We start from the raw sequence: 26,341 nt of genomic DNA, 5'->3' as shown, positions 1-26,341 counted from the left end.
TTCGGACGGGGCGTCCGACGTCTCCCTCGAACGCTCCCCTCCACGCGGGACTCCGTTTTCACTCGTTCCCTGGGGTGTCCGTGTCGGTGGGGCCGTCCGGACGCGGGACCGGCGAGGGCGCGGACGGGGCGACGACGTCGAACCCGCCGCCGCCCGACGGCGGTTCCGTCCCTCTCAACGGGCGTGCGAACACGTTCGCGAACGTTCCCAGGCGCTGAAAACCGATGAGGTGTTTGAACGGAGAGGCGTGGGTAGCAGGGTGTGTATGCTACCCGAACGATCCGCCACGCGAGGTGGTTCGCGGTGAGCCTCTCGCGGCGCGACTTCCTCGCGGCTGCCGGCGCAGGCGCGGTCGGGACCCTCGTCGGGTCCGCGTGGAACGCGACGGAAGCGGTCGACCCCGTCACGTCGGTCGACAACCCCCTCAAGTCCTACCCGAACCGGGACTGGGAGGAGGTGTACCACGACATCTACGCGTACGACGAGGTCGACTGGACGGTGTGTCACCCCAACTGCACACAGTCCTGCGCGTTGAACTTCTACATGAAAAACGGGGTGCCCATCCGCTCCGAGCAGATCTACCACGAGGAGGAGGGCAGCCCCGGTCCCGGCAGCCCGGGCGGCTACGAGCAGGCAAACGTCAGCCGTCACTGGAACCCGCGGGGCTGCATGAAGGGGCTGACGCTCCACCGGCGGACGTTCGAGCCGAGCCGGATCAAGTACCCGATGGTCCGCAAGGGGTGGGACCCCGACGACCCGAGCCCGGAGGGACGGGGCGAGGACGAGTTCGAGCGCGTCTCCTGGGACGAGGCGATAGACCTCATCGCCGAGAAGATGGCGAGCCTGGAGGACGAGAAGCGGTTCCACATCTTCAACGCGATCAAGTCCGACGGCCTGATCACCCGGCACGGCGCGGGCCGCCGGCTGGCCTCGATCTTCGGCGGCTGCGAGTGGACGGAGTACGACTGGTACGCCGACCTGCCGCCGGGCCACGTGATGACGACCGGCTACCAGACCAGCGACTCCGACGCGTCGGCGTGGCGCGCCGCCGACTACACGATCATCCAGGGGAAGAACCTCATCCACAACAAGCTCGCGGACAACCACTGGCTCCAGGAGAGCCGCGAGCGCGGCGGGAAGATGGTCGGCGTCTACCCGGACTACTCGCCGACGGTCCAGAAGTGCGACCGCTGGCTCCCGGTCCGGCCCGGCAGCGACCCGGCGTTCGCGCTCGGCGTCGCCCACGTCATCATCGACGAGGAGCTGTACGACGCCGACTTCATGCGGAAGTTCACCACCCTCCCGCTGCTGGTGCGGCAGGACAACGGGAAGTACCTGCGCGCCCACGAGGTGTTCCCCGACCACGAGCCGCCGGAGGGCGGCACCGAGGGCGAGGAGGGAGTCGCCCACCACGGCGGCGACGACGACTGGGGCGATTTCGTCGCGCTGGACCAGGACGGGAACCCCGTCGCGGTCACTCGGGAGGAGGTCGGCGACGAGACGCCGACGACGCCCCGGCTCGAAGTCGACACGGAGGTCGACCTGGCCGACGGCGCGTCGGTCGCGGTCCACACCGACTTCACCCGGCAGAAGGCGAACATCCTGGAGAACTACGACCCGGAGACGGTCGAGGAGATCACCACGATCCCCGCCGACAAGCTCCGGCAGACGGCCCGCGAGTTCGCCGACGCCGACAAGGGCCAGTGGTTCACCGGCGAGGGGATCAACCACTGGTTCCACTCCAACGACGCGCTCCAGCGGACGATCTTCTTCGTCCAGTCGATGCTTGGCAACGTCGGCGAGCGCGGCGCGGGCTACTACAACTACTCCGGGCAGTACAAGATCGAACTGCTCGACGGCTACCCGTCGTACGTCAACCCCGACGGCAACGCCGCCCACGGGATGTACCCCGGGTACGCCTTCGCCTTCTTCGGCGGCGAGTCGCTGGACCCCCACGACGTGCGCGGCGACTTCGACCGCGAACTCGACCTCGTCCCGCAGGGCGACGCCGACGAGCCGGTGATCCCGTCGGACGCGGAGTCGTACACGATGTCCCGGCCCGAAGTGCTGTGGACGATGAACTGCAACCTCCTGAACCAGACGAAACACCAGGAGCACGTCATCGAGAACTTCGTCAAACACCCCGACACGGGCAACGAACTGTTCATCGTCTCGGACATGCACATGACCTACTCCGCCAGGCACGCCGACATCGTGCTCCCGGTGCCGTCCTGGCTGGAGTGTGAGTACCCCGACATCACCGTCGGGCCGGAGAACCCGTTCCTCCAGATGGACCACGGCGTGATGGACCCCATCTACGACACCAAACAGGACGGGGAGGCCGTCGCGCTCGTCGCGGAGAAACTCGACGAGAAGATCCCGCCCGAGGAGCGCAACGTCGACTCCTACCGCGAGTACTTCGCGGAGTTCTTAGACGAGGACGGCGACGTGCGCAACTACATCCAGGAGACGCTCGACGCCGGGATGACGACCCGGGACATCGACGTCGAGGACCTGGAGGACGGCCCCGAGCGCCTCCAGATGAAGACGTACCCGCGCGTCCCGTTCTACTCCCAGATCCACGAGGACCGGCCGTTCTACACGAAGACCGGCCGGATGGAGTTCCACAAGGAGGAGGACCGCCTGCTCGAACTCGGCCGGGCCGACCTGGACCACATCGAGAGCCCCGAGGGGACGCCGTACGGCGTGAACCAGAAGTGGGACGAGGCGAAAGACGAGGAGAACCCGCTGTACCACGACCAGGAGTACCAGTTCTACTACAACACGCCACACCCCAAGTACCGGACCCACTCCTCGTGGGGGATGACCGACTGGAACCTGATCTGGTCGTCGCGTGACTTCGGGTCGACCAGCGCCGACCCCGACGGCACGGAACGGCTCGTCGACGACTTCTCGTTCCCGCAGGGCGACGGCGAGACGGCGGACTCGCCGCCGCTGGGCGAGGCGTTCGTCGAGATGCACCCGGAGGACGCCGCGAACATCGACGTCGAGAACGGCGACTACGTCCGGATCAGCGGGAAGCGCGGCGACCTGGTCGTTCGCGCCATGGTGAGCGAGCGCCAGCGGCCCCGCTCGGCCGGCGACATGGGCCAGTTGACCATCTGGCACGGCTGGTGGCCCCAGCACTTCCCCGACGACGAGGAGCAGGGCGACGGGGTCAAGGGGTACAACGTGACGACGAACATCTGGCTCGACCCCGCACAGGAGACCGACGACCTCGTCCACAAGGGGGTGTTCGGCGACCCCAACATCTCCGATGAGGTCGAGGAGGAGATCGCCTGGCACGGGGCCGGCCTGGAGGCCGGTTACGAGGAGACCGTCTGGGCGCCGACCGGGACGAACCGCGACGACCTCGTGGAGGTCGAGAAGTACGAGGAGGCCGACTGGTGGCCCGGCGACGCGCGCCGCGACGACCTCGTGCAGAACTACATCGACGGCAGCCTGCAGGGAGGCGATAGCTGATGCCACAGACACACAACCCGCAACTCGGCCGCGAGCACAGCTACCCCTACGAGCACCGCCAGGAGGAACGGGACTGGCACTGGGGGATGATCATCAACACGAACCGGTGTATCAACTGCAACACCTGTTCCTTTGCCTGCAAGTCCACCTGGACCAGCGGCGAGGGCGAGGAGTACATGTGGTGGATGAACGTCGAGACGGAGCCCTACGGCGGCTACCCGATGGGGTGGGACATGCGGCTGCTCGACGACCTGGGTACCGACGAGACGATCTTCGAGGCGGCCGAGGAGGGCGAGCAGGTGCGGGGCTACGTCGCCGAGAAGGAGGAGTGGGAGTACCCCGCGCTGGGCGACGACCAGGCCCACGGAGAGTACCCGACGGGCGACGTGATCGAGAGCGATCTCGGCGAGGACGAGTACCACGACATGTGGCAGTTCTACCTGCCGCGGCTCTGCAATCACTGCAAGAACCCGGCCTGCCTCGCGGCCTGCCCGCGGAAGGCCATCTACAAGCGCGAGGAGGACGGCATCGTCCTGCTGGACCAGGAGCGGTGTCGCGGCTACCGGAAGTGCGTGAAGGCGTGTCCGTACCACAAGCCGATGTACAACCCCGAGACCGGCGTCTCGGAGAAGCCGGTCGGCTGCTTCCCGCGCATCGAGGAGGGGAACGTCCCCCGCTGTGTCTCCTCGTGCATCGGGAAGACGCGTCTGCACGGGAACATCAACCGCGGCCCCGACGCGGGTCACCCGAACGGCAAGCAGTCGGCGGCGGCCGGCCGGAGCCCGACCAACTACCTCGCCAAGAGCGACGAGAAGGTCGCGCTCCCGCTGTACCCGCAGTTCGGCACCCGGCCGCAGGTGTTCTACATGCCGCCGTACCACGTGCCGCCGGAGTTCCTCACGCAGATGTTTACGCCCAACACCGAGCAAAAGCGCAACGACTGGCCCGGCAGCACGTACGAGGAGTCGGTGAAGATCGTCCAGGAGCGCGCCCGGAACCCGAGCCACCACGTGCTCGGCATCCTCCAGCTGTTCGGCGCGACGACCCGCCTCATCGAGACGTACAACGTCAAGGAACACCGCGTGAAGGGATGGGACCGCAAGGGCAAGCTCGTCGTCGACATCCCGTTCCAGGAGGAAATGGAGGTCCGCGAGGGCGAGATGTGGACCAACCAGCCATAGAGCCATGAGCCGAACCACCGACCCCGAGTACCACGCCGCCCGCGCGACGCTGTACTGCGCCGCGGCGGCGGCGTTCACGTACCCCGACGAGCGCACAGTCAGCGAACTGACCGACCCCGAGGCCCGCGCGGGGATCGAGCGCGCCGCCGAGCGCCTGCACGTCGCCGACGAGGCCGAACGCCTGCTGGACGCGGTCGAGTCGACGTCGGCCGACGACCTGGCGTCCGCGTACAACGACCTGTTCGGCGTCCCCGACGGCGAGGGGACGTACGCCGTGGTGCCGTACGAGGCCCACTACACGACCCGGGACGAACTCAGCATCGAGCAGCGCCGGATCGCGACGGTCGTCGGCCTGCTGGAGGAGTTCGGCGTCGAGCCCAGCGAGGACTTCGCCGAGCGCCAGGACCACGTCGCCGCCGAGCTGGAGCTGGCACAGGTCCTCGCCGGCCAGCGCGCCGTCGCGCTGGAGGAGGGCGACCGTGCGGCCGCCGAGCGCGTCGAGCACGCCGAGGCCACGGTGCTGGACGACCACCTCGTCGAGTTCGTGCCGGCGCTCGCCTACGACGTCCGGCAGTCGGCCGAGGAGCCGCTCTACCTCGCGGCCGCGGACCTCGTGGAGGAGCTGGTCACCTACGACAACGGGAAACACCCCGAACCGACGACGGGAGCCACCGGGGCCGGAAACGGGGGTGGGACGCCGTGATCCCGCGGCTCCGGTCGCTCTCCCGGCCGTCGCTGGACCGCCCGGCGGCCAAGCGCGCGACGAAGCTCGCGGTCGTCGTCATGTGTCTGGTGATGGTCGGGCAGGTGGCGCTCGTCACGGTCGTCACCGCCGGGCACCAGGAGATGCAGGCGGTCGACAGCGTGCCCGCCCAGCCCGACGCCGCGCAGTGGGAGGACGCGCCGACCCGGGAGGTGTCGCTCAACAAGCAGCAGATGGCGCTGCCCCACGGCGGCGGGAGCGTCGACGGGATGACCGTCCAGTCGGTGACGAACGACACGCACGTCGCCTTCCGGCTGGAGTGGGAGGACCCGACCCGCGACACCAACATCAGCGAACCGGGGGCGTACAGCGACGCCGCCGCGATCATGCTCCGGGGCGGGAGCAAGCCGCCGATCACGATGGGGGCAAGCGGCGACCCCGTCGACATCTGGTACTGGCGGGCGAGCTGGCAGTTCTCCGACGCCGACCCCGGCGGCGACATGTACAACTACCCGCATCCGGAAAACGAGACGAAGCCGGGGCAGGCGGCCGGCAACCCGCTCTCGCAGGCGAGCTACGACCAGTTCGCGCAGAACTACTACGCCCGGGGCTACGGCTCGCTCTCGCACGCGCCCAGCCAAACCGTCGCGGCAAACGCCGAGCGCACCGAGGACGGCTGGTCGGTCGTGTTCGTCCGCGAGCGCGGCGCGGACGGGGAGTTCGACGCCGCGTTCGACGAGGCCGACCAGATGTACCTCGCCTTCGCGGTGTGGAACGGGAGCGCCGACGAGGTGAACGGCCAGAAGTCGATCACGCTCCGCTACACCGTGCTCGACACGGAGAACGGCGGGCTGAGTGCCGCCGAGAGCGGTGGGAGCGACGACGGCGACGGCGGCGGCGGCAGCGGTGCCGAGGCGGCCGCGGGCGAGGCCGGCGACTCGGTGCTGTGGCTCGCCCGGTCGGCGACGAACTGGGTTACGGCGCTCGTCCTCGCGACGGCGGCGGCGTGGCTCTTCAGCTACTGGAGGCTCAGACGATGACCGAGTACGCCAACCGCAGCGCCCGGGGGCGGGCGCGCACGGACGACGAGGTACAGCTCCGCGAGAAACTGCTGTCGGCCCGCGAGCGCGACCGCCGCGACGCCGCGCTCGGCCTGGTCGACCTCGCGGACGGCGGCTCGCTGCAGCCGTCGACCGTCGCACGGCTGGCCGGGCGAGCGACCGACGACGACGCCGCGGACGTGCGGCAGTTCGCCGTCGAGGCGCTCGGCCTCGCGGCCCGGGGGACCGACGGCGAGGGCGCGGCCGAGGCGGCGATCCGGACGGCGCTCGACGACGAGGCCGGCTGGGTCCGCGCGGAGGCCGTCGTCGCGGCGTCCCGCGCCGCGCCGGACGACGAGGCGACGCTCCGCAACGCGCTCGACGACGGGAGCGGCTTCGTTCGCCGGAACGCCGTGATCGGCCTGTCGAAGACCGGCGCGGCCTCCCAGGAACTGCTCGTCGAGCGGATCAAGACGGACCGCCACCCGGCCGTCCGCGAGTACGCCGCGGACTTCCTCCGGGAGTACGCCGAGGACGTGAGCGAGGCCGTCCGCATCCTCGCGGCGGTGCTGGCCCGGGAGCCCGAGGCGTTCGTCCGCGCGAAGGCCGCGGCGAGCCTCGGCGACCTGGGCACCGACCGCGCCGAGGACGCCCTGGAGCGCCACGGGCTGAACGACCGGAGCGACGACGTGCGGCGGTCGGCGAAGCGCGCGCTCGCCACCGCCCGCGGCGTCGACCCGAAACAGATAGACGCCGGCCTGGACGACCCCGGCGCGCCCGGGGGCGGCCCCGGGTCGCGGTCCGACGACGGGCCGGACGGTCCGGGGGGCGGCCCCGGCGGTCCGGGGATGGCCGGCGTGACCGACGGGCTGACCCAGGGGCAGCGTGAGAACCGATGACCGACGCATACGACCTCGACACGACCGGAGGGGCGCACGGCGCGGACGACCGACCGCCGGAGGGCGGCCACGGCGACCACGGGGAACACGGCCACAGCGGCCGGGTGACCGACGGCGACGAGACCGGCGGCGGACTGGAGGAGTCGCTCGGCGTCACCATCCCGGACGAACACGTCGGCGCGTTCGTCGCGCAGGCGTTCGAGGACGTCGAGCGGGACACGACGTGGGGCGAGGCCGTCGACGCGGTCGTCGCCGAGGAGGCCCTCGACGCCTGGGCCGAACTGTCGCCCCGCGAGCAGGTCGTCGAACTGCTGAAGATGGCGGACAGCTTCGACGAGCGCGCGGTCGAGGAACTGAACGCGATCCCCGTGGATCGGGGGAGCCCGACCGACGAGATGCGCGAGCGGTTCGAGGAGGCAAAGCGGCTCCGCCGCAACGCCGACGTGCTTCGGGACGGGATCGCCGCGGCCTACGACGAGGGGTACGTCGGCGACGACGAACTCGTCGACGCCGTCGAGTCGTTCGGGTTCGACACCGCGACCATCGCCGAGCGCGAGGACTCGCTGGACGCCGTCGCCAACGCCTACGACCTCGATTTCCGGGCGTACGGCGGCACGCTGATGAGCGACCGCGAGCCCGACGAGGACGCCGAGGAGTTCGAGGCCTGGTAACATGACCGGACACGACACCGACGACGACCGAAGCAACGACGCCCGAGGCACCGACGGCCGACCCGCCGACGCACCGGGCGACGCCGCCGAACGCGTCCGCGAGGCGGTCGCCGCCGTCGAGGACCCGGACCTGGGCACGAGCGTAGTCGAGTCCGGGCTGGTGACGGACGTGTCGGTCGCGGAGGGCGTCGCGACGATCACCGTCGACCTCGCCGGGTTCGACGCGGAGACGGCGGAGGACGTGACCGAGGCGCTCCGGCGCGAGGCGCTGTCGACGCCCGGCGTCGAGCGGGCGCAGGTCGAGGGCGACACCCCGGACGACGGGGCCGACGGCGTCGAGCGCCCCGAGGGCATCGACACGGTGATCGCCGTCGCCAGCGCGAAGGGCGGCGTCGGGAAGACGACCGTGTCGACCCAGCTCGCCCGCGCGCTCGCCGCCGACGGGGAGCGCGACGTGGGGCTGTTCGACGCCGACCTCTACGGCCCGAACGTGCCCGAACTGCTCGACTTGGAGGGGCCGGTGACGGCCAACGACGAGGGCGACGCCGAGCCGATCGAGGCCGACGGCATCGCCGCGATGAGCGTCGGGCTGATCGCCAACGACGCGCCGCTGGCCTGGCGCGGGGCGATGGCCCACGAGGCCGTGACCGAACTGTTCGAGGACGCCGCCTGGGGCGACCTGGACGTGCTCGTGGTCGACCTCCCGCCGGGCACGGGCGACATCGTCCTGACGACGCTCCAGGGCCTGCCGGTCGACGGCGCGGTGCTGGTCACCACGCCGTACCCGACCGCCGTCGGCGACACCGGCCGGAGCGCGACGCTGTTCGAGGAGAACGCCGTCCCCGTGCTCGGGACGGTGGTCAACATGCGCGGGTTCACCTGCGACTGCGGCCGGGAGCACGACCTGTTCCCGGACGCGGACGTCGAGGCGGAACTCGACGCGCCCGTCCTCGCGGACCTGCCGTTCGACGAGCGCGTCCGCGGGATGGACGGCCCCGTCCCCGACGAGTTCGCCGCGCTCGCCGGGCAGGTGCTTTCCCGCGTCGAGGAGACCGGCGACGTGGCGGTGCCGGACCACGCGCTGGACATCCGCGGCCTCCCGCCGCAGGTGCGCCACGAGCAGGCGATCGAGGAGTTCAAGGCGCTCTCCCCGGGCGAGACGTTCTACCTCGTCAACGATCACGACCCGTCGCCGCTGGCGGCGATGCTTGCGGACGTCGTGGGCGGGGCGGAGTCGCCCGAGGACGCGTTCGAACGCTACGACGTCCGCCGGCAAGCGCCCGACGAGTGGGTGATGGCAGTGTCCCGACCGGCCGTCCCGGCGTAGCGACTCGCCGCGTCCGTCGCCGCACGCGGCGCTCAGCGAGCGATCGCGGTAAACACCCGTTCCTCGACCTTCCGCAGGTGCTCGCCCACCGTCGTCGGGGCGAGGTCGAGGGCGGCGGCGACGTCCTCGTGGGTCCCCGCCCTCGGTGTGCGGTAGTATCCCGCCTCGACCGCGGCGTCGAGCACCTCCCGCTGTCGGTCGGTGAGAAGCCGCGTGAGGGAGTTCTGGTCCGGCGTGTACGACCCCGTTTCGAGCACCTCGACGCGGACCGGGTCGTCGCCCGTCATCGACCTGTACAGGTCCTGGAGCGCCGACTCGCCGCCGAGGTACGTGATCCGGAGCGCCCCGTCGGGGTCGATGTCGATCGGCGTATCGACGACGACACCCGGGCGGGCCGCCTCCGCCATGATCCGCTCTGTCGCCGCGGACGACTCGAACTGGCTGACCGCGATCCAGCGCTCGTCGCCGGAGACCATGAACTCCACCACGTGCGGGGACTCGCGCATGACCGACTCGTAGCGGGTGGAGTCGCCGCTCCCCTCGGCGAGCATCAGTACGGTGCCGTCGTCGAGCAGTTCGGCGTGGTGGATCGCCTCGCGCGAGAAGCCGGGTGCGTCCCGCAGTTCCCGCCCGAGCGGGTGCAGCGCCGCGCCGTCCGCCGTGGACCGAACCGTGAGGTAGCGCATCGGCGGGGAGACGGACGCCGAACGTATAAAGAACCGCGTATGGACTGCAGCGAGTTCGAGCGGACGCCGGTCGTATCGTGACGCATGAGTCGACGCGACGACAGCCCCCGGATAGCCGTCGTCGGCGGCGGGATCTGTGGGCTGACGACCGCGGTGGCGCTGGAGCAACGCGGCTTCGACGTCGCCGTGTACGAAGCCGCGCCGGAGTACCGGCCCGTCGGGGCCGGCATCCTCCTGCAGACGAACGCGCTGTTGGCCCTCGAATCGATCGGCGTCGCCGCCCGGATCCGCGAGGCCGGAATGGCCCTCTCCGACACCGAGATCCGCTCCCCGGACGGCCGACTGTTGCAGGCGTTCGACCTCGGGAACGTCGAGCGCGAGGCGTTCGGTTACGGGTTCGTCGCGGTCCGCCGGGCCGCACTCCTGGAGATCCTCCGGGATGCGCTGGACGCTCCGGTCCGGACGGGGAAGCGATGCGAGGCGGTGGAGGACCCGGCCTCGCCGACCGTCCGCTTCACCGACGGGTCGGCGGTGCGCCCGGACGTCCTCGTCGGCGCGGACGGCATCGACTCCGCCGTCCGCGAGGCGGTCGCGCCCGCGACGGCCCGGTCGCTCGACACGACCGTGCTCCGGGCGCTGACCGCGGTGGACCTCCCGCCCGACCGCCGGTCGGTCGGCGTCGAAGTGTGGGGGCGCGGGACCTACACGGGCGGCGCGCCGGTCGGCCCGGACTGCTTCTACTGGTTCGCCACGGCACCGGCGGACGTCCCGACCCCCGCGTCCGTGGCCGATATCCGCTCGTACTTCGCGACGTACCCGGAGCCGGTCCCGACCGTCGTCGACTCGCTGGAGCCGGCGGACGTCATCGCGACCGGGCTGAATGACCTGCCCGCGCTGGACCGCTGGCACCGCGGATCGACGGTGCTCGCGGGCGACGCCGCGCACGGCATGTTGCCGTTCGCGGGGCAGGGTGCCGCGCAGTCGGTCGAGGACGCGGTCGCGCTGGCGCACGCCCTCGACGCGAACGGGACTCCCCGGGACGCGTTCACCGCGTACGAGTCCGAGCGGGTGGACCGCGCGAACCGGGTTCGGGCGGAGTCCCGCCGGCTGGGGCGGCTCGGGACGCTCCAGTCGTCGGTCGCCTGTCGGCTTCGCAACGCGGCGGCCTACGCCTTCCCCGCCACGCTGTTCGAGCGTATCCGACGCCGTCGGGTGGCAAACGCGTCGGTCCCCGACGACGAACCGGGCGGAACGGGCGGGGGCGGTGACCCGCCGCGGGTCAGCAGCAGTAGATGAAGGGGTACATCAGCGCGACGCGGTCGCCGTCGTTCAGGTCGGTGTCGAGGCCGTCGAGGTGCTCGTTGAACGTCCCGTTGACGACGACCCGGGCGTAGGGGCGGGTCTGCTCGCCCTCGGGGTTTTTCGCCCACTTCCCGGGCAGTTCGTCGGGCACGGTCGCCCAGCCGTCGGTGGTCGCCTCGGCCTCCGTCTCCGCTATCAGGAGGTCCTCGACGTCGTACTCCGCGAAGAAGTCGTCGAGGAAGTCCCGGAGCCGGTCGCCCTCGAACGTGTACGACAGCGTCGGCTCGCCGACCTCGGTGCGGACGTGGCCGGTGCACTTCACGTCGACCGTCGTCTGGGTCGCGTCGGTTTCCGCTGTGGACGTTGCCATACGGTACCGTTCGACCGGCATGGCCCTACCGATCTCCCCGAACGTGTTCGGGTAGCCCGGCCGGGCGCACAGGAGCCGCGGCGGCAGTAGCGGCCGGCCGCCCGGATGCCGAACACGTTCGGGGCGACGCCGAGGGAGCGGGCCGCCGTAGCGACGGACATGAGCGTGGTTCCCGGCGACGTCGAGACGGACGCGCAGCCGCCGATGGCCGTGCCGCTCCGGCACTTCGTCGTCGCGCTGGGCTTTCTCGTCGCGGGCGGCGCGGTCGGCACGGTATTCGACGCGCCGCTCGTCGACCTCGTGCGCTTGCATCTGCTGCTCGTGGGCTGGGTCTGTATCACGATCATGGGCGCGATGACCCAGTTCGTCCCCGTCTGGTCCGGGACGGAACTCCACTCCCGGCGGCTGGCGACCGCCCAGCTGTGGCTCGTGACCGCGGGGCTGGTCGGCTTCGCGTGGTCGCTGCTGGCCGAGCGGTACGACCTGCTCCCCTACGCCGGCGGCCTCATACTCGCCGGGTTCTGGACGTTCGCGTACAACCTCGCCCGGACGCTCGCGACGGCGCGGCCCCTCGACGTCACCGAGCGCCACTTCGCGCTGGCGCTCGCGTACTTCGTCGTCCTTACGCCCCTCGGCGTGACGCTCGCCCTCGGCTTCACCGACCCGGTGTTTCTCGACCTGCCGGTGGCCCGGGTCGACGTCGTCGGGGCGCACGCCACGCTGGCGGCGTTCGGCGCGGTCCTGACGACCGTCTTCGGCGCGCTGTACCAGCTCGCGACGATGTTCACGCAGACGGAACTACACGGCGTCGACCGCTACCTCCGCGGGGTCGAGGAGGTGAGCTACCCGGTCGGCGTCGTCGCGCTCGCCGGCGGGCGGCTGCTGCGCGACCCCCTGATCGCCCGCGTCGGCGGCGTCCTCGTGGTCGCGAGCGTGCTCGCCGTCGCGGCGATACTCGCGCGCCGGCTGGTCGAGACGAGCGTCGAGTGGACGCCGATGCTGTCGCGGTACGCCGTCGCCGCCGTGGCGCTGGCCGCGTGGGCCGCGCTGACCCTCCCGGCGTGGGTCGCCGACCCGCTCGCGGTCGACGCGCGCTTCGGCGCGCCGGGCACCGTCCACCTGCTCACGCTCGGCGGCGTCGGCTTCGTCGTGCTCGGGACGCTGTACCACGTCGTCCCCTTCATCGTCTGGGTCCACCGGTACAGCGACCTGCTCGGCTACGAGCCGGTGCCGATGATCGACGACCTCTACGACGACCGCCTCGCCGCGGCCGACTTCGCCGCGCTCCTCGGCGGGGCGGCGCTGCTCGTCGCGGCGGACCTGCTCCCCGCGTGGGGGCTGCGGGTCCCGGCGGTCGTCGGGGCCGCCGGCGGCGGCCTCGTGTTGCTCGGCAGCGTCGTCTTCGCCGCCAACCTCCTGCTCGTCCTCCGCCGGCACGGGCCGCAGTCGGTCCCCGCGGTCCTGGTCGGCCGGTTCGGCGGCGAGGGCGGCGACGGTCCCGGGGACGGCCCGGGCGACGGCGCGGACCTCCCGGACCGGTGACCGAACACGTTCGGCCGAACCGCCTCGCCCGGCGGCCGCGTATCGACGACCGATGGCCGAACTGACGAGCGTCGACGACCTGACGGACCAACCCCACGCCGAAGTGTTCGCAGAGCACCGCCCGCGGACCGTCCGGCTGTCGCTCGACGCCGGCGACGAGGTCCCGGGCCACCACCACCCGGACCACGACATCGTGCTGTACGGGATGGAGGGCACCATCGAACTCCGCTTGGACGACGAGACGTACGAGGTCACCCCCGGCGACGCCGTGCAGTTCAGCGGCGAGCGGGAGATATCGCCGCGGGCGGTCGAGGACGCGCGTGCGTTGGTCGTGTTCGCGCCGGCCGAGTGACGGGGCCGGTGTCGGCTCCGGCACCGCGGCCTCCGATCTCTCCTACCCGCGCTCGTAGAACAGCCCCAGCACCACCCACGCGTACGCCAGCGCGCCGGCGAGACCGACCGCGCGCCCCGCGGCGACCGCGGCGGGCCACGTGCTCCACAGTCCTCCGATCTCGACCAGCAGGCCGCCCGCGAGCGCCGCCGCGGCGGCCCGCGCCGGGCGCTCGCCGACGCCCGGCAGCGACCCGACGGCCGGCGGGTAGAAGTGGTAGGTGACGCCGACGATCGTCAGCCCGAGGAAGCCGAGCACGTTCGCCCGCAGGTGGGCCGGCACGAGGGTCGCGTCGGCGAAGCCGAACGCGAAGCCCGCGCCGAGCGTGACGCCGAGGACGCCGAACCCCGGGCCGGTGACGACCGCGCCGACGCCCACCCGGCGACGGTCGGCCCGCGCCGCGAGGACGACGACGGCCGCCGCGAACCCGACGACGGCGGCGGCGAGCAGCGCCGCGCCGGCGTGGAGCGTCCCCGCGCCGGCGACCCCCGCGGCGACCAGCCCCGGGCCGAGCGCCCCGGCCGGGAGCACGACCGCGACCAGCGGACGTGGCGGCGACGCGCCGAGCAGGCGCGGCAGGAGCCGGAACCCGACGGCGAAGAGGACGAGCGCCGCGCCGCCAGCGACCAGCAGGTGCGACGCCGCGGGGGCGAGGCCGAACGCGGGGACGGCGGCCGGAACCGGGGCGACCCCGGCGGCGGCCGCCACGCCGTACGCGCCCGCGGCGAGGTAGGCGACGGCGACCGGGAGGACGGCGTTCGCCGCGCGGTCGACCGGCCGCCGGTGCGCGTTCGCCTTGCCGGTCCCCGTCTCGCCACCGGTCGGGTTGTCCCGGACGGTGGCGGCGACGACGCCGACGAAGACCGCCACGCCGAGCGCCCACGCGCCCGCGCCGACCGCCGCCGCGGCCCGGGGGACGCCGTCGAGCGGGGCCAGCGCGAGTCCGGCAACGCCCCCGACCGAGAGCGGGAGGTGGACGGCGGGCGCGCGCGGCGCCGCCAGCCGGCGGTCGAAGTACGACGGCAGCAGGGCGTACGCCTTCCCGAAGACGACGTGCAGGACGAAGCCGAACGCCCCGAGCGCGACGCTCGTCCGGCGCGGGACGCCGGCCAGGACGGCGGCCTGCCAGACGACCAGCGCGACGACCCCGACCGCGACGAACCGGCGCGACCCGCGCGAGGCGGTCGCGGCGTGACCCGACGTACCCATACGGGACCGTTGGGGACGCCCCCGGAAGTCGTTGATCCGAACAGGTTCGGGGGTAGTGGTTTCGTCCGCCCGGCACTACGCCGCCCCATGCGCTCCCGGCGTACGGGGTCCGACGACATCGCGGCGGGCGATCCGCGCCCGGCGCTCTCCGCCGCGAACGAGGCGCTGCTCCGCGCCATCGAGACGCCGCCGGACACCGGGCGGGAGGACCGCATCGACGACCTCGCCGCAGAACTCTGGTTCCTGGCCCGGGAGAAGGACCGCCGGCCGGACCAGGGGCGACTCGAGCGCGTCCAGTACTCGCTGACCCTGCTGCTCGCGGAGGTGCGGGAGCCACGGGCGCGACACGTCGCCCGGGCGCGCCGCTACCTGCAGGCGTTCCGGGCGCGGGTCGACGGGGTGTGACGGGTCGCCGTGGCTGCCCGGAGCCGCCGAGGCCGGGGTGCTTAAAAAAGACGGCCGAACCGGTTCGGCCGGGTTCTCAGGGCCTGGAAACCGTTCTCGGGGCCTGAGAACCGTAGAATCGTTTGATACGGGTGAGGCCACTACGTCTACTTGCAAGGAGGTCCCACCAATGTTCGAATCTTCCCGACGGCGCGTGCTTCAGGCGATGGGTATCGGCGGCGCGACCGCTGTGGCTGGCTGCGCGAACGCCCCTACCGCCCAGGACCGCACGGAACAGCGCGAGCGGATGGAACAGGCCGCGACTCCGGAGGTCGACCGCGTCGCCGCGGACCCGACCGACATCCCCGACCCGATCGACCGCGACGAGCCGGCCGAGGTCGACGTCGAGCTCGTCCCCCGCGAGGTGACCGCCGAGGTCGAGGACGGCGTCACCTTCGACTACATGACGTACAACGGGACGGTCCCCGGGCCGTTCATCCGGGTCCGGCGGGGCGACACGGTCAACGTCACCTTCCGGAACCCCGAGGAGAACACGATGCCGCACAACGTCGACTTCCACGCCTGTGCCGGCCCCGGCGGCGGCGCGGAGGCGACGATGACCGCGCCCGGGGAGACGGCGAACCTGCAGTTCAAGGCGACGTACCCCGGCGCGTACATCTACCACTGCGCCGTCCCGAACATGGACATGCACATCAGCGCGGGCATGTTCGGGATCATCCTCGTCGAACCGGAGGACGGCTTGCCCGAAGTCGACGAGGAGGTGTACCTCGGCCAGCACGAGATATACACCGACAAGGAGGCCGGGACGGAGGGCCACCACAAGTTCGACATGGCGTCGATGGCCGCCGAGGACCCCACGTACGTCGTGATGAACGGGGAGAGCTACGCGATGACCCCCGACAAGTACGGGGCGGCGGCGACGGTCGAGACGGGCCAGACCGTCCGGACGTACTTCGTCACCGGCGGGCCGAACCTCACCAGCAGCTACCACCCCATCGGCAACGTCTGGGAGAAGCTGTACCCCGAGGGGTCGCTGTCGACCGACCCGCAGACCCACATCCAGACGAAGCCGGTCGCCCCGGGGAGCACCACCGTCGCCACGATGGACTTCCCCGTCCCCGGGAACTACAAGCTGGTCGACCACGCGCTCAGCCGGGTCGCCCGACGTGGCTGCATGAGCATCGTCACCGCCGAGGGCGAGGACAACCCCGAGGTGTTCAACCCGGACCCGTAACGGGGACGTCGGCGACCGCCGCCGTCCGCTCTGCCGGTCGCGCGCCGGCACAGTCCCGGTAGCGACCGCTCCATCGCACCCTGTCATCCCACCGCCGTTTCGTTTCTCCCGCGACTATCGCCGTGAGGCCCGTCCGCTGGCCGCCGGTCGACCCCCGACGACGGGGCGGCGATCAGAACGGCGACGTCGGGCCGCGGCCGGACCCCTCCCGCCCCGGCGTCGACTCGCCGGGCCCGCCGGAGTCGTCGGACACGCGCGTCACCGAGTCGGTTTCGAGGAACGTCTCCTCCAACTGGCGCATGTCCTCGTTTATCTCCTCGCTGTTGTGGTGGACGCCGTCGACGCGCACGCGGACGAGGTCGTACTCGTGGCGGTCGGCGAGGCCGTTCCACGCCCGGAACGACCCGCGGACGAGCGTGTCGCTCTGCGGGCAGAACTCCGTCGTCGGCGTGAACTCCGCCCGGAGGACGGCGCGGTCGGCCGCCGCGGGCGCGTCGCCACCGTCGGTTTCGACGGCGTACCGGTAGCCGGCCGACGGGTGGCGCGTGTCGAGGTTCAGCCTGGCGAGGTTGTAGCCGAACGTCATGTCGTACACGCCCCGCTCCTCGAACAGGTCCCGGGTGAGGTCGTGGAAGTCGAGGTGGTCGTCGCCGGCGAGGACGTCGTGGCCGTCGAGGAACGCTCCCGGCTCCGGGAGGTGGTCGGGGACGAACTCGTCGTACTCGTCGAACGTCTCCGCCGCGTCGTCGCCGTCGTCGTCCGAGAACGGCGAGGGGATGCCGGGCATACCGCGACGTACGGGCGCGCGGCCCCTTGCCGTGCTCCCGAACGTGTTCGGTCCTATCCGGGCGGACCTGACGGGCTGCCCGGCAGTCCGGGGTCGGCCCTCAGTTCGCCCCCGACGCTCCCGACTCTTTACACATGTATGCCTGTAACGGGTTCCCGGCGGACGGGCGGTTCGGGGCATCGCCGTCCCGGGCTGGCGTCCGTCGCCGGTTAAGCACACCTTTCGTCGAGTAATCGCTGCTTACCGGCACGGCCCAGTCGTTCCCGATGGCCTCGACGCGGCCCCGCCGCCGCGGTCCTGCTCCGAGGCCACCGATCCCTCGCGACCCCGTAACCGATCGGGCGCGTGGTAGATCCACCGACGGGAAGGTTTATTACCCAGGTCCGGCGTAGTCGGGTTGAGTCAGCACGACCCATATATGACTAGTGATACTAATAGCGGTATGACGGTAGCCCCTTCGCAGCAACGATCCGACATTCGGCCGACGTCGGTCTCTCGGACGGCGGAGGACGGCGACCCGAGCACGACAGTCGTTTTGGCGGTGGCGGAGGCGCTCGACACCGACCCACTAGACTTATCGCCCGCGCTTTACGAGGTGATAGACCCCGACGCGCTCGACTCCCTTTTCGAGTCGGCCGGCGCCGACGCCGACCTCACGTGCCAGTTTTCGGGATGGGGCTGTACGATAACGGTGTTCGACGGCGGGCGGGTCCGGGTGACGCCCGGCCGCTAACCCGGTTTTAGGCGCGAGGGCGGATGGACTGTCCGGGCGCGGCCGCGGAGTAGCCGGTGCCTGCGACCGGTTCGCGGCGTTTACTCCGGTGAACCACCTCTACCCTTTTTACCCACAGCGGCGAAATCCTGCGCTAATGACGGGACGACTGTCAGGAGACGACTGGAAACGCATTCGACAGTTCGCGAGGACGCCGACCTACGATCGGGAGCCGGAAATGCTGATACCCGGCGACGACGAGGACGGGGAGGCGGAGTGACCGCCCGCACCGCCGTCGGCACGCGGGCGCGGCGAAACGGGGGTTAAAACAGGAAATAACCGCTTTACTGTCACGTTCGCCCGGTGACCGTCGACGCCGGGTCGGCAGCGCTCGTCGACCGATCCGACGCTCGAACCGCTCACGCGGAACTCGCGTTCCCGCCGACGCCGCGGCTGATGGTTCTCACGTTCGCCGAGGAAATCCGGAGCGCCGCTGCGGTCGCCGTCACGGTCGCTGGACCGCCCGACAGGTTACTCCTCGAGCATGTTCTCGGCCTGAATCTGTCCCCAGATGGTCTCGCCGCGGTCCGTGATCCCGTACACCCGCCCCTTCTTCCGGTCCTCCGAGACGAGCAACTCCACGAGGTCGCGGTCGCGGAGCCGGCGGAGGCTCCTGGAGATATGCGCTATCGACAGCTCGGAGTCGGTGGCGATCTGCGACGGCGTCGCCGGCCCCTCGGCCAGCCGTTTCAGGACTGCGACCCGGTACCGCGAGCTGATGACGAACCCGATCTCGTCCCACACCTCGGTCATACCGACCGTACGGCGTTGACGACCTTAACTCGTGTTTATAGTCGTGTTTGAATTACCCGTTACCGTTCAGTTTCGCGCCGATGGATCCCGGGTAACGAACGCGTAACTGCCACTCCGTTGTGCCGCTGTTGCCACTCGGTTCACCGGTCCGTCCGCCGGGCCGGCCGGTTCACCGCGCGTACGACCCAGCTACTCCGGCACGGGCCGCGCCGGCGCGGCCGCTAGCCGGTCGGCGAACTCGCCGGTGCGGAACCCGGCTCACAGAAGAAGACTCGCGGCTACGCGTCGTAGCGGCCGGTCACCGGAACTTCCGGTAGAGGTGGGCCATCGTGTTCATCACCGGCGTCCCCTGCTCGACGCTGTAGTACGTTTCGAGTTCCGGGCCGAACTTCGCCTTGTAGCGGTTGATCCGGGGCGAGTCCGCGCCGACGAGGTCGTAGCCCGACCGCCCGCGCTCCATCGCGTCGTGCATCACCCGCCAGTCGAGCAGGTCGTTCGGCGCGACTTCCGTCTCCGCGTCCGGCCGGACGCCGCCCTGCCACCGGTAGACGCGGTCCCCGTCGTCGATGGCGAGGATGCCGCCGACGAACTCGCCGTCGACGCGGAGCGCGTACGGCCGGATGCTCCCCGCCGGCAGGCGTTCGTACAGGTCGACGACGAACTCCGTCGACAGGTGGAAGGAGACGTCCTGTGCCTCGTAGCGGTTGCGGACCTGCTCGACGATGCGCTCTATCGCCGCCGGGCCGCCCTCCTCGATGGTGTAGGCGGCGTCCTCGCCGTCGCGGATGTTGCTCCGGGCGTCGCTGCTGAACCGCCCCTTCACCGTCTCCTCGTCGGCCGTCAGGTCGACCAGGTACGTGTACTCCGGCGTCACGTCGTGGTCGTTCCAGCCGAACGGCCGCAGGTCCTCGAACCGCCCGTCGGTCCGGAAGTGGGCGTACTTCGGGCCGATCTCCTCCTCGATCCGCTCCAAACACCCCTCGACGAACCGCTTCACGCGGCGGTCGCGCTTGCGCCGCTTCAGTTTGGCCACGTTCAGGGTCGCGGGGCCGAGGTAGGGGACCCGGATGTCCGGCGGCGGCGAGAACGCCGTCGACACCGGTCCCTTCCGGATCTCGAAGACGGGGAACAGCCCGACCGCCTCCTGTCCCTTGAACCCCGCGTAGGGGTACAGCGTCGCCTCGGCGTAGTCCGCCTGGAGCGCCAGCGCGCCGTAGCGGTGGAGCGGGGTCGTCCCGTCCGAGCGTTCGACGTAGCGGTTCCACTCCTCCTCGTCGTCGATCGTGGTGATATCGATGCTCATCTGATGCCCTCGCTGCTCATTCGATGTACCCGAGGTTCGCCAGGCGGTCCTCGACGTCCCCGTCGGCCGTCGCCGCCGAGTGCCGGTCGTAGTCGGGGTAGCGCCGCTCGCCGACCGGGTCGACGGCCGGCAGGACCGTCCCGTCCATCCGTTCGGCGGCCGGCACGCCCATCGTCGCGAGCACGGTCGGCGCGACGTCGTACAGGTGCGCGTCCCCGAGCGCCGCCGCCTCGTCGACGCCGTCGCCCGCGACGGCGACGACCCCGTCGCGCTTGTGGTTCCACGGCTCCGTGGGGTCGCCGAACTGCGACCCGGCGAGGCGGGCCGAGAGGAAGTGGTCGAACGCCGTCGGGACGGTCACGACGTCGACGGCGCGGTCGACGTGTGGCCCCTCGAAGTACGCCTCGCGGCGCGCGACGTCCTCGAACACCGGATCGCCCTCGGGCGTCCGCACCGCCGAGAGCCGCTCGATCAGGTCGTCGCGGACGGCCTCGTACTCGTCCGGGGGCACGACGCCCGCCGGCTCCCGGCCCTGCAGGTTGATCCGGACGCCGCACTCGATCCGCGAGCGCACGTACGCACGGGAGGCCGGGAAGTCGACCTGCGCCGTGCCGGCGCTGACGACCGACGAGGGGACGCGCTCGGCCACCGCGTCGGCGAGGCCGACGGCCTCCAGCGCGCGGCCGATCCGCTGGCTGGTGAGGCCGACCCGCGCCAGCCCGGCCATCGCGGTGGCCGCCACGCCCCCGGCCGTCGCGTCGGCGTCCGCGCCGCCGGACGCCCCGTCGCCCGGCTCCGACGCGCCCTGCTTCAACTGCCCGTCCCGGACGGTCGCCCACGTCGGCATGCCGTCGCCGCCGCGGACGGCCGTCACGTCGCCCGAGTCGCGGAGGAACTCGTTGACCCGGAACTCCCGGCCGCGGTACCGCCCCATCCCGTGGTCGCTGGCGAGCACGACCGTGTCGGGGTCGCACTCCTCGCGGATCTTCCCGATCTGTTCGTCGACCGCCTCGTACACCGCCCGCACCGCCGCCTGGTCGCCGGGGCGGTCGTGGAAGACGGTGTCGGTGACTTGGAACTCGACGAACCCGAAGTCGGGGTCGAAGCGGTCGACGAGGTAGCGGAACGCCTCGCCGCGGGACCGCGCGACGCGCGCGTACTCCCTGCGCTGGGCCTCGTCGCCGGGGACGTCGTCCGGGTAGACGCGGTACCCGCCGAGCGCGTCGCGGAGGTCGTCGAGCAGCCCCGCCGGGTGGCAGTCGGGGTCCTCCGGCGCGACGTAGCCCGGCACCAGCGCGCCGTCGAACTCCTCGGGCGGGTGGGTGACGGGGACGTTCACGACGACGCTGGAGCGGCCGTGCCGGTCGAGGTGACCCCACAGCGGGCGCTCGTCGACGTCCGTCGCGTTGACCACGTCCCAGTCGTACCCCTCGAACGAGAGGAAGTCGAACACGCCGTGCTTGCCGGGGTTCGTCCCGGTGTACAGCGACGGCCACGCGCTCGGCGTCCACGGCGGGATCCCCGACTCCAGCGGCCCGCTCGCGCCGTTTGCGAGGAGGTCGGCGATGTTCGGCACGGCTCCCGCCTCGACGAGCGGGTCGAGGACGCCGTGGCAGGCGGCGTCGATGCCCACCAGCGCCGTCGACAGTTCGGTCCGCTCCCGACGTTCCATACCCGTGCTGTCCCCCGACGAACCCTTTGTTATGCAGAGTATAGGTGTCGCCGACCGGCCGGTTAGGTCCGTCGTACCGGACCCGGCGTCGGCGAAGAAACGTCCGCTACGGCGTCCCGTTTCGGGGCGACCCTCGGCGACGCGGCCCGGCTACCGGTTCACGTTCACGAGGTCGGCGTCGATCTCCGGCTCCCGGAACCGGTTGTACAGGTAGTGGGCGACCGCCGCGAGGCCGAACGCGACGATGATCGCGAGGAACGCGAGGTCCTCCGGGACCCCGGCGAACGCCGACACGTCGAACGCGACCAGCGCGTACAGCACCGCGCCGGCGACGGCGATCGCGAGGTAGTACATCTGCCAGGGCTGGTCGGACTCGTCCGTGCCGAGGTAGCTCCCCAGCTCGTCGGCGCGGGAGGCGAGCCCGACCATGCCGCTGTCCTGGTCGTACTCGACGATCCCCGCCTCGTCGAGTTTCGGGACGTGTGTCTGGTACAGCGAGACGTACACTCGCTTCCGTTGTTGACTCGTGAGCTCCTCGACGCGCATGTCGTTTTCCCACGCGGCCACCTCGTCGGCCAGCTGCCGCAGTTCGACCGGCTCGTCTTCCCGGCGCAGGTAGTACAGGACGAACCTGCGTCTGGGGCTGCTGAGGAGGTCGAACACGATGTCCTGCGAGAGTTCGCTTGTGTCGGATTGAGACATTAATTGGGCGCGGTTTGTCGTCGCTTGAGTTGCCACCTACCCGTTCGAAGACTTCTAGAGCGTGGTATCCCGGTATCATCACTTTGTTACATAGTGGTTACAGTCACGGTAACAACGGTATACGGCCCCGCCGCCCGCGGGATCGGCGCGAGCGCTCGCGCCGGCTCCGCGAGCCGCTTACCGCCGGCGGGCGGGCTGAAGGGCGCTCATACCCGGGGGAAAGGCGCTCAATAACAAAGACCGCCGCCTCATAAGCAGGGAGTAGCCTTTCATGCCGCTTGCACAGGGTCGCTGGGCGGAAATCCCCCAGTACACGTCACAAACCTGCAACGGAGTGTCCGAACAGCGCCCGCCCCCCGCGGGCGGCCGGTCCCCCACGGAGGTGATCGCATGGCCGAGGTCGTGACCGGTGAGGGGACGCGGATCGACGACGGCGCGACCGTCGGCTACGACTACCGCGACGACCCCGGGCCGACGGTGCTTGGCGACGACGGGGTCGTCCGCCGCAACTCCATCGTCTACGCCGACGTCCGCGCCGGCGACGAGTTCGTCACCGGCCACGGCGTCCTCGTGCGCGAGGAGTCGACGTTCGGCGACGACGTGGTCGTCGGCACCGACAGCGTTGTCGACGGTCGTGTCGACGTCGGCTCGCACGTCAGCGTCCAGACGGGCGTGTACGTCCCGCCGGAGACGACGGTCGGGAGCAACGTGTTCCTCGGCCCGCGGGCGGTGCTCACGAACGACGCCTACCCGGTCCGGCAGGCGACGGAACTGGAGGGGCCGACCATCGAGGACGGCGTCTCGGTCGGCGCGAACGCGACGATCCTGCCCGGCGTCACCGTCGGCGAGGGGTCGTTCGTCGCCGCCGGCGCGGTGGTCGACCGGGACGTGCCGCCGGACACGCTCGCGGTGGGCGTCCCGGCCGAGTTCCGGCCGCTCCCGGACGCGCTCGAAGGGGGGAACGCGATCGCATGAGCTCGATCCCCATCGCGGCCCCCGACATCGGCGAGGAGGAGAAGCGCCGCGTCGCGGACGTGCTCGACGACGGCTACGTCGCGGACGGCCCCCTCGTCCGGCAGTTCGAGTCGGAGTTCGCACAGTTCTGCGGGACGGAGCACGCGGTCGCCACCTCCAACGGGACGACCGCGCTCCACGCCGCCTTCGAGGCGCTCGGGATCGGCGAGGGCGACCGCGTCGTCACGACGCCGTTTTCCTTCGTCGCGAGCGCCAACGCGGTCCGCTTTGCGGGCGCGGAGCCGGTGTTCGCCGACGTCGACCCCCGGACGTACAACCTCGACCCGGACGACGTCGAGCGGATCGCCCGCGAGCGCGACGTCGACGCGGTCCTCGCGGTCCACCTGTACGGCCTCCCGGCCGAGATGGACCGGCTCCGCGAGATAGCCGACGCCCACGACCTCGCGCTGGTCGAGGACGCCGCGCAGGCCCACGGGGCCGAGTACGGCGGCGAGCCGGTCGGCTCGCTGGGCGACGCCGCCTGCTTCTCCTTCTACCCGACGAAGAACATGACGACGGGGGAGGGCGGCATGATCACCACCGACCGCGCGGACGTCGCGGAGCGGGCCGCCCGCTTCGTCAACCACGGCCGGACGGACGCGTACGAGCACGCCGAACTCGGCCACAACTTCCGCATGACGAGCATCGCCGCGGCCATCGGGCGGGCGCAGTTGACGAAGCTCCCCGACAACGTCGCCGCGCGGCGCGCCAACGCGGCCACCCTGACCGACGCGGTCCGGGACGTCGAGGGCGTGACCGCCCCCGTCGAGCCCGACGGCCGCACGCACGCGTTCCACCAGTACACGGTCCGCACCGGCGACCGCGAGGCGCTCCGGAGCCACCTCGACGACCGCGGCGTCGACACCGCCGTCTACTACCCCCGCCCGATCCACGCGCAGCCGGCGTACGCGGACGCCAACCCGGACGCCCCGAACGCCGAGCGCGCCGCCGGGACCGTGCTGTCGCTCCCCGTCCACCCGGGGCTGGACGCGGACGACCTGCGCCGGATCACCGACAGCCTCCACACCTACGACAATGTCTGAGATCAGAGCCGGAGTCATCGGCGTCGGCAGTATGGGACGCCACCACGCCCGGGTGTATCGCGAGTTACCGAACGTCGAACTGTTCGCCGTCGCGGACCAGGACGCCGAGCGCGCCGAGGCGGTCGCCGACGACTACGACGCCCGCGCCCTCTCGACGGAGGCCGTGCTGACCGGTGCCGACGCCGTCTCGGTGACCGTCCCCACGGAGTACCACTACGCCGTCGCGAAGGATGCGATGGACCACGGCACGCACGTGCTCGTCGAGAAGCCGTTCGTCGCGGACCCCGACGCCGGCCGCGACCTGATCGCGACGGCGCGGGAGGCCGGCCTGACCCTGCAGGTCGGCCACGTCGAGCGGTTCAATCCCGCGGTCCGGACGGTTCAGGACATCGTCCCCGACCTGGACGTGATCGCCGTCGACGCGCGCCGGCTCGGCCCGCCGGTCGACCGCGAGATCGGCGACAGCGCCGTCCTAGACCTGATGATCCACGACATCGACGTCGTGCGGTCGCTGGTCGACGGCGACGTGACCGACGTCGACGCCTTCCGGTCCCCCGAGGACCCCTACGTGACGGCGTCGCTCCAGTTCGACGACGGCGTCGTCGGCACGCTCACCGCCAGCCGCGTCACGCAGGAGCGGGTCCGACAGCTCTCCATCACGGCCCGCGAGTGCCAGGTGAACGTCGACTACATGAAACAGACCGTCGGCATCCACCGCCACTCCCTGCCCGAGTACGTCGAGCGGAACGGCGACGTGCGCTACCGCAACGAGACGGTGATCGAGCGGCCGACCGTCGACAACGGCGAGCCGCTGAAAAAGGAGCTGTCGGCGTTCGCCGAGGCCGTCGAGACGGGGGCGGAGCCGGTCGTCACCGGCGAGGACGGCCTCCGGGCGCTGTCTATCGCCCACCGGATCGACGGCACCGCCGCGGACCGCGTCGGGCGACCACAGGAGGTGCATCAGGCGTGAAGCTCCGCGAGGACGAGTCGGCGAAGCTGTACGGCGTCGGGTCGCCGCTGGAGGAGCGCCGCGACGCGTTCGTCGACGGCGAGGTGCCGGTCGCGGTGTACGGGCTCGGCAAGATGGGCCTGCCGCTGGCCGTCGTGTACGCGGGCGTCACGAGCAACGTGATCGGCGTCGATGTCGACGAGGACGTCGTCGCGCGCATCAACGACGGCGACTGTCACGTCGAGGGCGAGCCGCGGCTCCCCGAACTCACCTCGGCGGCGGTCAACGCCGGCGCGTTCCGCGCCTCGGCCGACCCGGCCGCCGCGGCCGCCGAGGCGAGCGTCCACGTCGTCATCGTGCCGACGACGCTGCGTGACGACAACCACCCCGACCTCTCGAACCTCCGGACGGCGGTCCGGGACATCGCGACCGGGCTGGACCCCGGCGACGTGGTGTTCGTCGAGTCGACCGTGCCGCCGGGCACCTGCGAGGACGTTGTCGAGCCGGTCCTGGTCGAGGAGAGCGGCCTCTCGACCGACCAGTTCGGGCTGGCGTTCTGCCCCGAGCGGACCTCCAGCGGGCGCGCGCTGAAGGACATCCGCGGCGCGTACCCGAAGGTCGTCGGCGGCACCGACGCCGAGAGCACGGCCATCGCCGAGACCGTCTACGGCGAACTCACGGTCAACGACGTGGTGCCCGTCAGCGACGCGACCACCGCGGAGTGCGTGAAGGTGTTCGAGGGCGTCTACCGCGACGTCAACATCGCGCTGGCAAACGAGCTGGCGAGCTTCACGGACGAACTCGGGGTCGACGTCAACGAGGCCATCGAGGTGGCCAACACCCAGCCGTTCTGTGACATCCACGACCCCGGCGTCGGCGTCGGCGGCCACTGCATCCCCTACT

General features: G+C 71.3%; 26 protein-coding genes. 18 read left to right on the top strand and 8 right to left on the bottom strand.

Annotated features, from left to right (window positions below; translation table 11 throughout):
- The first annotated feature begins 303 nt into the window (after nt 1-303).
- The 7 genes from EYW40_RS16755 (at nt 304) to EYW40_RS16725 (ending at nt 9,304) form a co-directional block, all read left to right on the top strand.
- On the top strand, nt 304-3,483 hold the full coding sequence (locus EYW40_RS16755) for a molybdopterin-containing oxidoreductase family protein (protein WP_135822893.1): 3,180 nt from the start codon (nt 304-306) through the stop codon (nt 3,481-3,483).
- The gene (locus tag EYW40_RS16750; protein ID WP_135822807.1) at nt 3,483-4,664 is read left to right on the top strand and encodes a 4Fe-4S dicluster domain-containing protein; all 1,182 of its coding nucleotides are present in this window, start codon (nt 3,483-3,485) and stop codon (nt 4,662-4,664) included. Before EYW40_RS16755 ends, EYW40_RS16750 begins: the two co-directional genes overlap by 1 nt.
- Nucleotides 4,665-4,668: 4 nt before the next feature.
- Entirely contained in the window at nt 4,669-5,367 is a 699-nt protein-coding gene (locus tag EYW40_RS16745) for a TorD/DmsD family molecular chaperone (RefSeq protein WP_135822806.1), read from the top strand.
- An 80-nt stretch (nt 5,368-5,447) separates the two neighbouring features.
- A complete protein-coding gene (locus EYW40_RS16740) occupies nt 5,448-6,407 on the top strand; it encodes an ethylbenzene dehydrogenase-related protein (protein ID WP_135822892.1) in 960 nt (319 codons plus the stop codon).
- Nucleotides 6,404-7,306, top strand: coding sequence for a HEAT repeat domain-containing protein (locus EYW40_RS16735; protein ID WP_135822805.1), 903 nt, complete (start codon nt 6,404-6,406; stop codon nt 7,304-7,306). The genes EYW40_RS16740 and EYW40_RS16735 overlap by 4 nt, the downstream gene beginning before the upstream one ends.
- The gene (locus EYW40_RS16730) at nt 7,303-7,977 is read left to right on the top strand and encodes a hypothetical protein (protein ID WP_135822804.1); all 675 of its coding nucleotides are present in this window, start codon (nt 7,303-7,305) and stop codon (nt 7,975-7,977) included. Before EYW40_RS16735 ends, EYW40_RS16730 begins: the two co-directional genes overlap by 4 nt.
- Nucleotide 7,978: 1 nt before the next feature.
- On the top strand, nt 7,979-9,304 hold the full coding sequence (locus EYW40_RS16725; RefSeq protein ID WP_135822803.1) for a P-loop NTPase: 1,326 nt from the start codon (nt 7,979-7,981) through the stop codon (nt 9,302-9,304).
- Nucleotides 9,305-9,336: 32 nt separating this feature from the next.
- Here the strand turns inward: EYW40_RS16725 and EYW40_RS16720 are convergent, their stop codons facing one another.
- Nucleotides 9,337-9,990 (bottom strand): helix-turn-helix domain-containing protein, encoded by a 654-nt coding sequence (locus EYW40_RS16720; RefSeq protein ID WP_135822802.1) that lies wholly within the window; start codon nt 9,988-9,990, stop codon nt 9,337-9,339.
- An 84-nt stretch (nt 9,991-10,074) separates the two neighbouring features.
- Between EYW40_RS16720 and EYW40_RS16715 the strand changes: the two genes are divergently transcribed.
- Nucleotides 10,075-11,286: an FAD-dependent oxidoreductase gene (locus tag EYW40_RS16715; protein ID WP_135822801.1), complete on the top strand. Its 1,212-nt coding sequence runs from the start codon at nt 10,075-10,077 to the stop codon at nt 11,284-11,286.
- Here the strand turns inward: EYW40_RS16715 and EYW40_RS16710 are convergent.
- A complete protein-coding gene (locus EYW40_RS16710; protein WP_135822800.1) occupies nt 11,270-11,662 on the bottom strand; it encodes a MoaD/ThiS family protein in 393 nt (130 codons plus the stop codon). The genes EYW40_RS16715 and EYW40_RS16710 overlap by 17 nt on opposite strands.
- Before the next feature lie 159 nt (nt 11,663-11,821).
- On the opposite strand from EYW40_RS16710, the gene EYW40_RS16705 reads away from it, so the two are divergent.
- Together EYW40_RS16705 and EYW40_RS16700 are read left to right on the top strand one after the other, a co-directional pair.
- Nucleotides 11,822-13,204 (top strand): heme-copper oxidase family protein, encoded by a 1,383-nt coding sequence (locus EYW40_RS16705; RefSeq protein ID WP_135822799.1) that lies wholly within the window; start codon nt 11,822-11,824, stop codon nt 13,202-13,204.
- A gap of 52 nt (nt 13,205-13,256) precedes the next feature.
- Nucleotides 13,257-13,556, top strand: a complete 300-nt coding sequence (locus tag EYW40_RS16700) for a cupin domain-containing protein (RefSeq protein ID WP_135822798.1) — start codon at nt 13,257-13,259, stop codon at nt 13,554-13,556.
- A gap of 42 nt (nt 13,557-13,598) precedes the next feature.
- On the opposite strand, the gene EYW40_RS16695 is transcribed toward EYW40_RS16700, so the two are convergent.
- Nucleotides 13,599-14,804, bottom strand: a complete 1,206-nt coding sequence (locus EYW40_RS16695; RefSeq protein WP_135822797.1) for a hypothetical protein — start codon at nt 14,802-14,804, stop codon at nt 13,599-13,601.
- 87 nt (nt 14,805-14,891) lie between these two features.
- On the opposite strand from EYW40_RS16695, the gene EYW40_RS16690 reads away from it, so the two are divergent.
- Both EYW40_RS16690 and nirK read left to right on the top strand, forming a co-directional pair.
- Complete coding sequence (locus EYW40_RS16690; protein ID WP_135822796.1) at nt 14,892-15,209, top strand: DUF7553 family protein; 318 nt, start codon at nt 14,892-14,894, stop codon at nt 15,207-15,209.
- A 169-nt stretch (nt 15,210-15,378) separates the two neighbouring features.
- Nucleotides 15,379-16,443, top strand: a complete 1,065-nt coding sequence (gene nirK / locus EYW40_RS16685) for a copper-containing nitrite reductase (RefSeq protein WP_135822795.1) — start codon at nt 15,379-15,381, stop codon at nt 16,441-16,443.
- Between the two features lie 172 nt (nt 16,444-16,615).
- Here the strand turns inward: nirK and EYW40_RS16680 are convergent, their stop codons facing one another.
- Complete coding sequence (locus tag EYW40_RS16680; RefSeq protein WP_135822794.1) at nt 16,616-17,230, bottom strand: DUF7998 family protein; 615 nt, start codon at nt 17,228-17,230, stop codon at nt 16,616-16,618.
- A gap of 442 nt (nt 17,231-17,672) precedes the next feature.
- On the opposite strand from EYW40_RS16680, the gene EYW40_RS16675 reads away from it, so the two are divergent.
- Both EYW40_RS16675 and EYW40_RS20345 read left to right on the top strand, forming a co-directional pair.
- Nucleotides 17,673-17,963, top strand: coding sequence for a HalOD1 output domain-containing protein (locus EYW40_RS16675; RefSeq protein WP_161973230.1), 291 nt, complete (start codon nt 17,673-17,675; stop codon nt 17,961-17,963).
- A 136-nt stretch (nt 17,964-18,099) separates the two neighbouring features.
- Nucleotides 18,100-18,222 carry a hypothetical protein gene (locus tag EYW40_RS20345; protein WP_259370034.1) on the top strand — a complete coding sequence of 41 codons (123 nt, stop codon included), beginning with the start codon at nt 18,100-18,102 and terminating at the stop codon, nt 18,220-18,222.
- 251 nt (nt 18,223-18,473) lie between these two features.
- Here EYW40_RS20345 and EYW40_RS16670 read toward each other — a convergent pair whose 3' ends face one another.
- The 4 genes from EYW40_RS16670 to EYW40_RS16655 all read right to left on the bottom strand — a co-directional run bounded on the left by EYW40_RS16670 (nt 18,474) and on the right by EYW40_RS16655 (nt 22,432).
- Complete coding sequence (locus EYW40_RS16670) at nt 18,474-18,755, bottom strand: ArsR family transcriptional regulator (RefSeq protein ID WP_135822793.1); 282 nt, start codon at nt 18,753-18,755, stop codon at nt 18,474-18,476.
- Between the two features lie 298 nt (nt 18,756-19,053).
- Entirely contained in the window at nt 19,054-20,058 is a 1,005-nt protein-coding gene (locus EYW40_RS16665; protein WP_135822792.1) for a lipid II:glycine glycyltransferase FemX, read from the bottom strand.
- Nucleotides 20,059-20,074: 16 nt separating this feature from the next.
- A complete protein-coding gene (locus EYW40_RS16660; protein ID WP_135822791.1) occupies nt 20,075-21,730 on the bottom strand; it encodes an alkaline phosphatase family protein in 1,656 nt (551 codons plus the stop codon).
- A 150-nt stretch (nt 21,731-21,880) separates the two neighbouring features.
- Complete coding sequence (locus EYW40_RS16655; RefSeq protein ID WP_135822790.1) at nt 21,881-22,432, bottom strand: DUF7344 domain-containing protein; 552 nt, start codon at nt 22,430-22,432, stop codon at nt 21,881-21,883.
- 390 nt (nt 22,433-22,822) lie between these two features.
- Here EYW40_RS16655 and EYW40_RS16650 point away from each other — a divergent pair, with 390 nt between their 5' ends.
- The 4 genes from EYW40_RS16650 to EYW40_RS16635 all read left to right on the top strand — a co-directional run.
- Nucleotides 22,823-23,407 (top strand): acyltransferase, encoded by a 585-nt coding sequence (locus tag EYW40_RS16650; protein WP_135822789.1) that lies wholly within the window; start codon nt 22,823-22,825, stop codon nt 23,405-23,407.
- Nucleotides 23,404-24,489: a DegT/DnrJ/EryC1/StrS family aminotransferase gene (locus EYW40_RS16645; protein ID WP_135822788.1), complete on the top strand. Its 1,086-nt coding sequence runs from the start codon at nt 23,404-23,406 to the stop codon at nt 24,487-24,489. Before EYW40_RS16650 ends, EYW40_RS16645 begins: the two co-directional genes overlap by 4 nt.
- Nucleotides 24,482-25,459, top strand: a complete 978-nt coding sequence (locus tag EYW40_RS16640; protein ID WP_135822787.1) for a Gfo/Idh/MocA family protein — start codon at nt 24,482-24,484, stop codon at nt 25,457-25,459. Before EYW40_RS16645 ends, EYW40_RS16640 begins: the two co-directional genes overlap by 8 nt.
- On the top strand, nt 25,456-26,341 hold an 886-nt coding region (locus EYW40_RS16635; RefSeq protein WP_202614580.1), incomplete at its 3' end, for a nucleotide sugar dehydrogenase. The genes EYW40_RS16640 and EYW40_RS16635, both read left to right, overlap by 4 nt.

It is taken from the genome of Halostella litorea (genome assembly GCF_004785955.1).
In the GTDB taxonomy this organism is placed as follows: Archaea; Halobacteriota; Halobacteria; order Halobacteriales; family Natronoarchaeaceae; genus Halostella; species Halostella litorea.
This window is presented reverse-complemented; position numbering and strand designations above follow the sequence as displayed.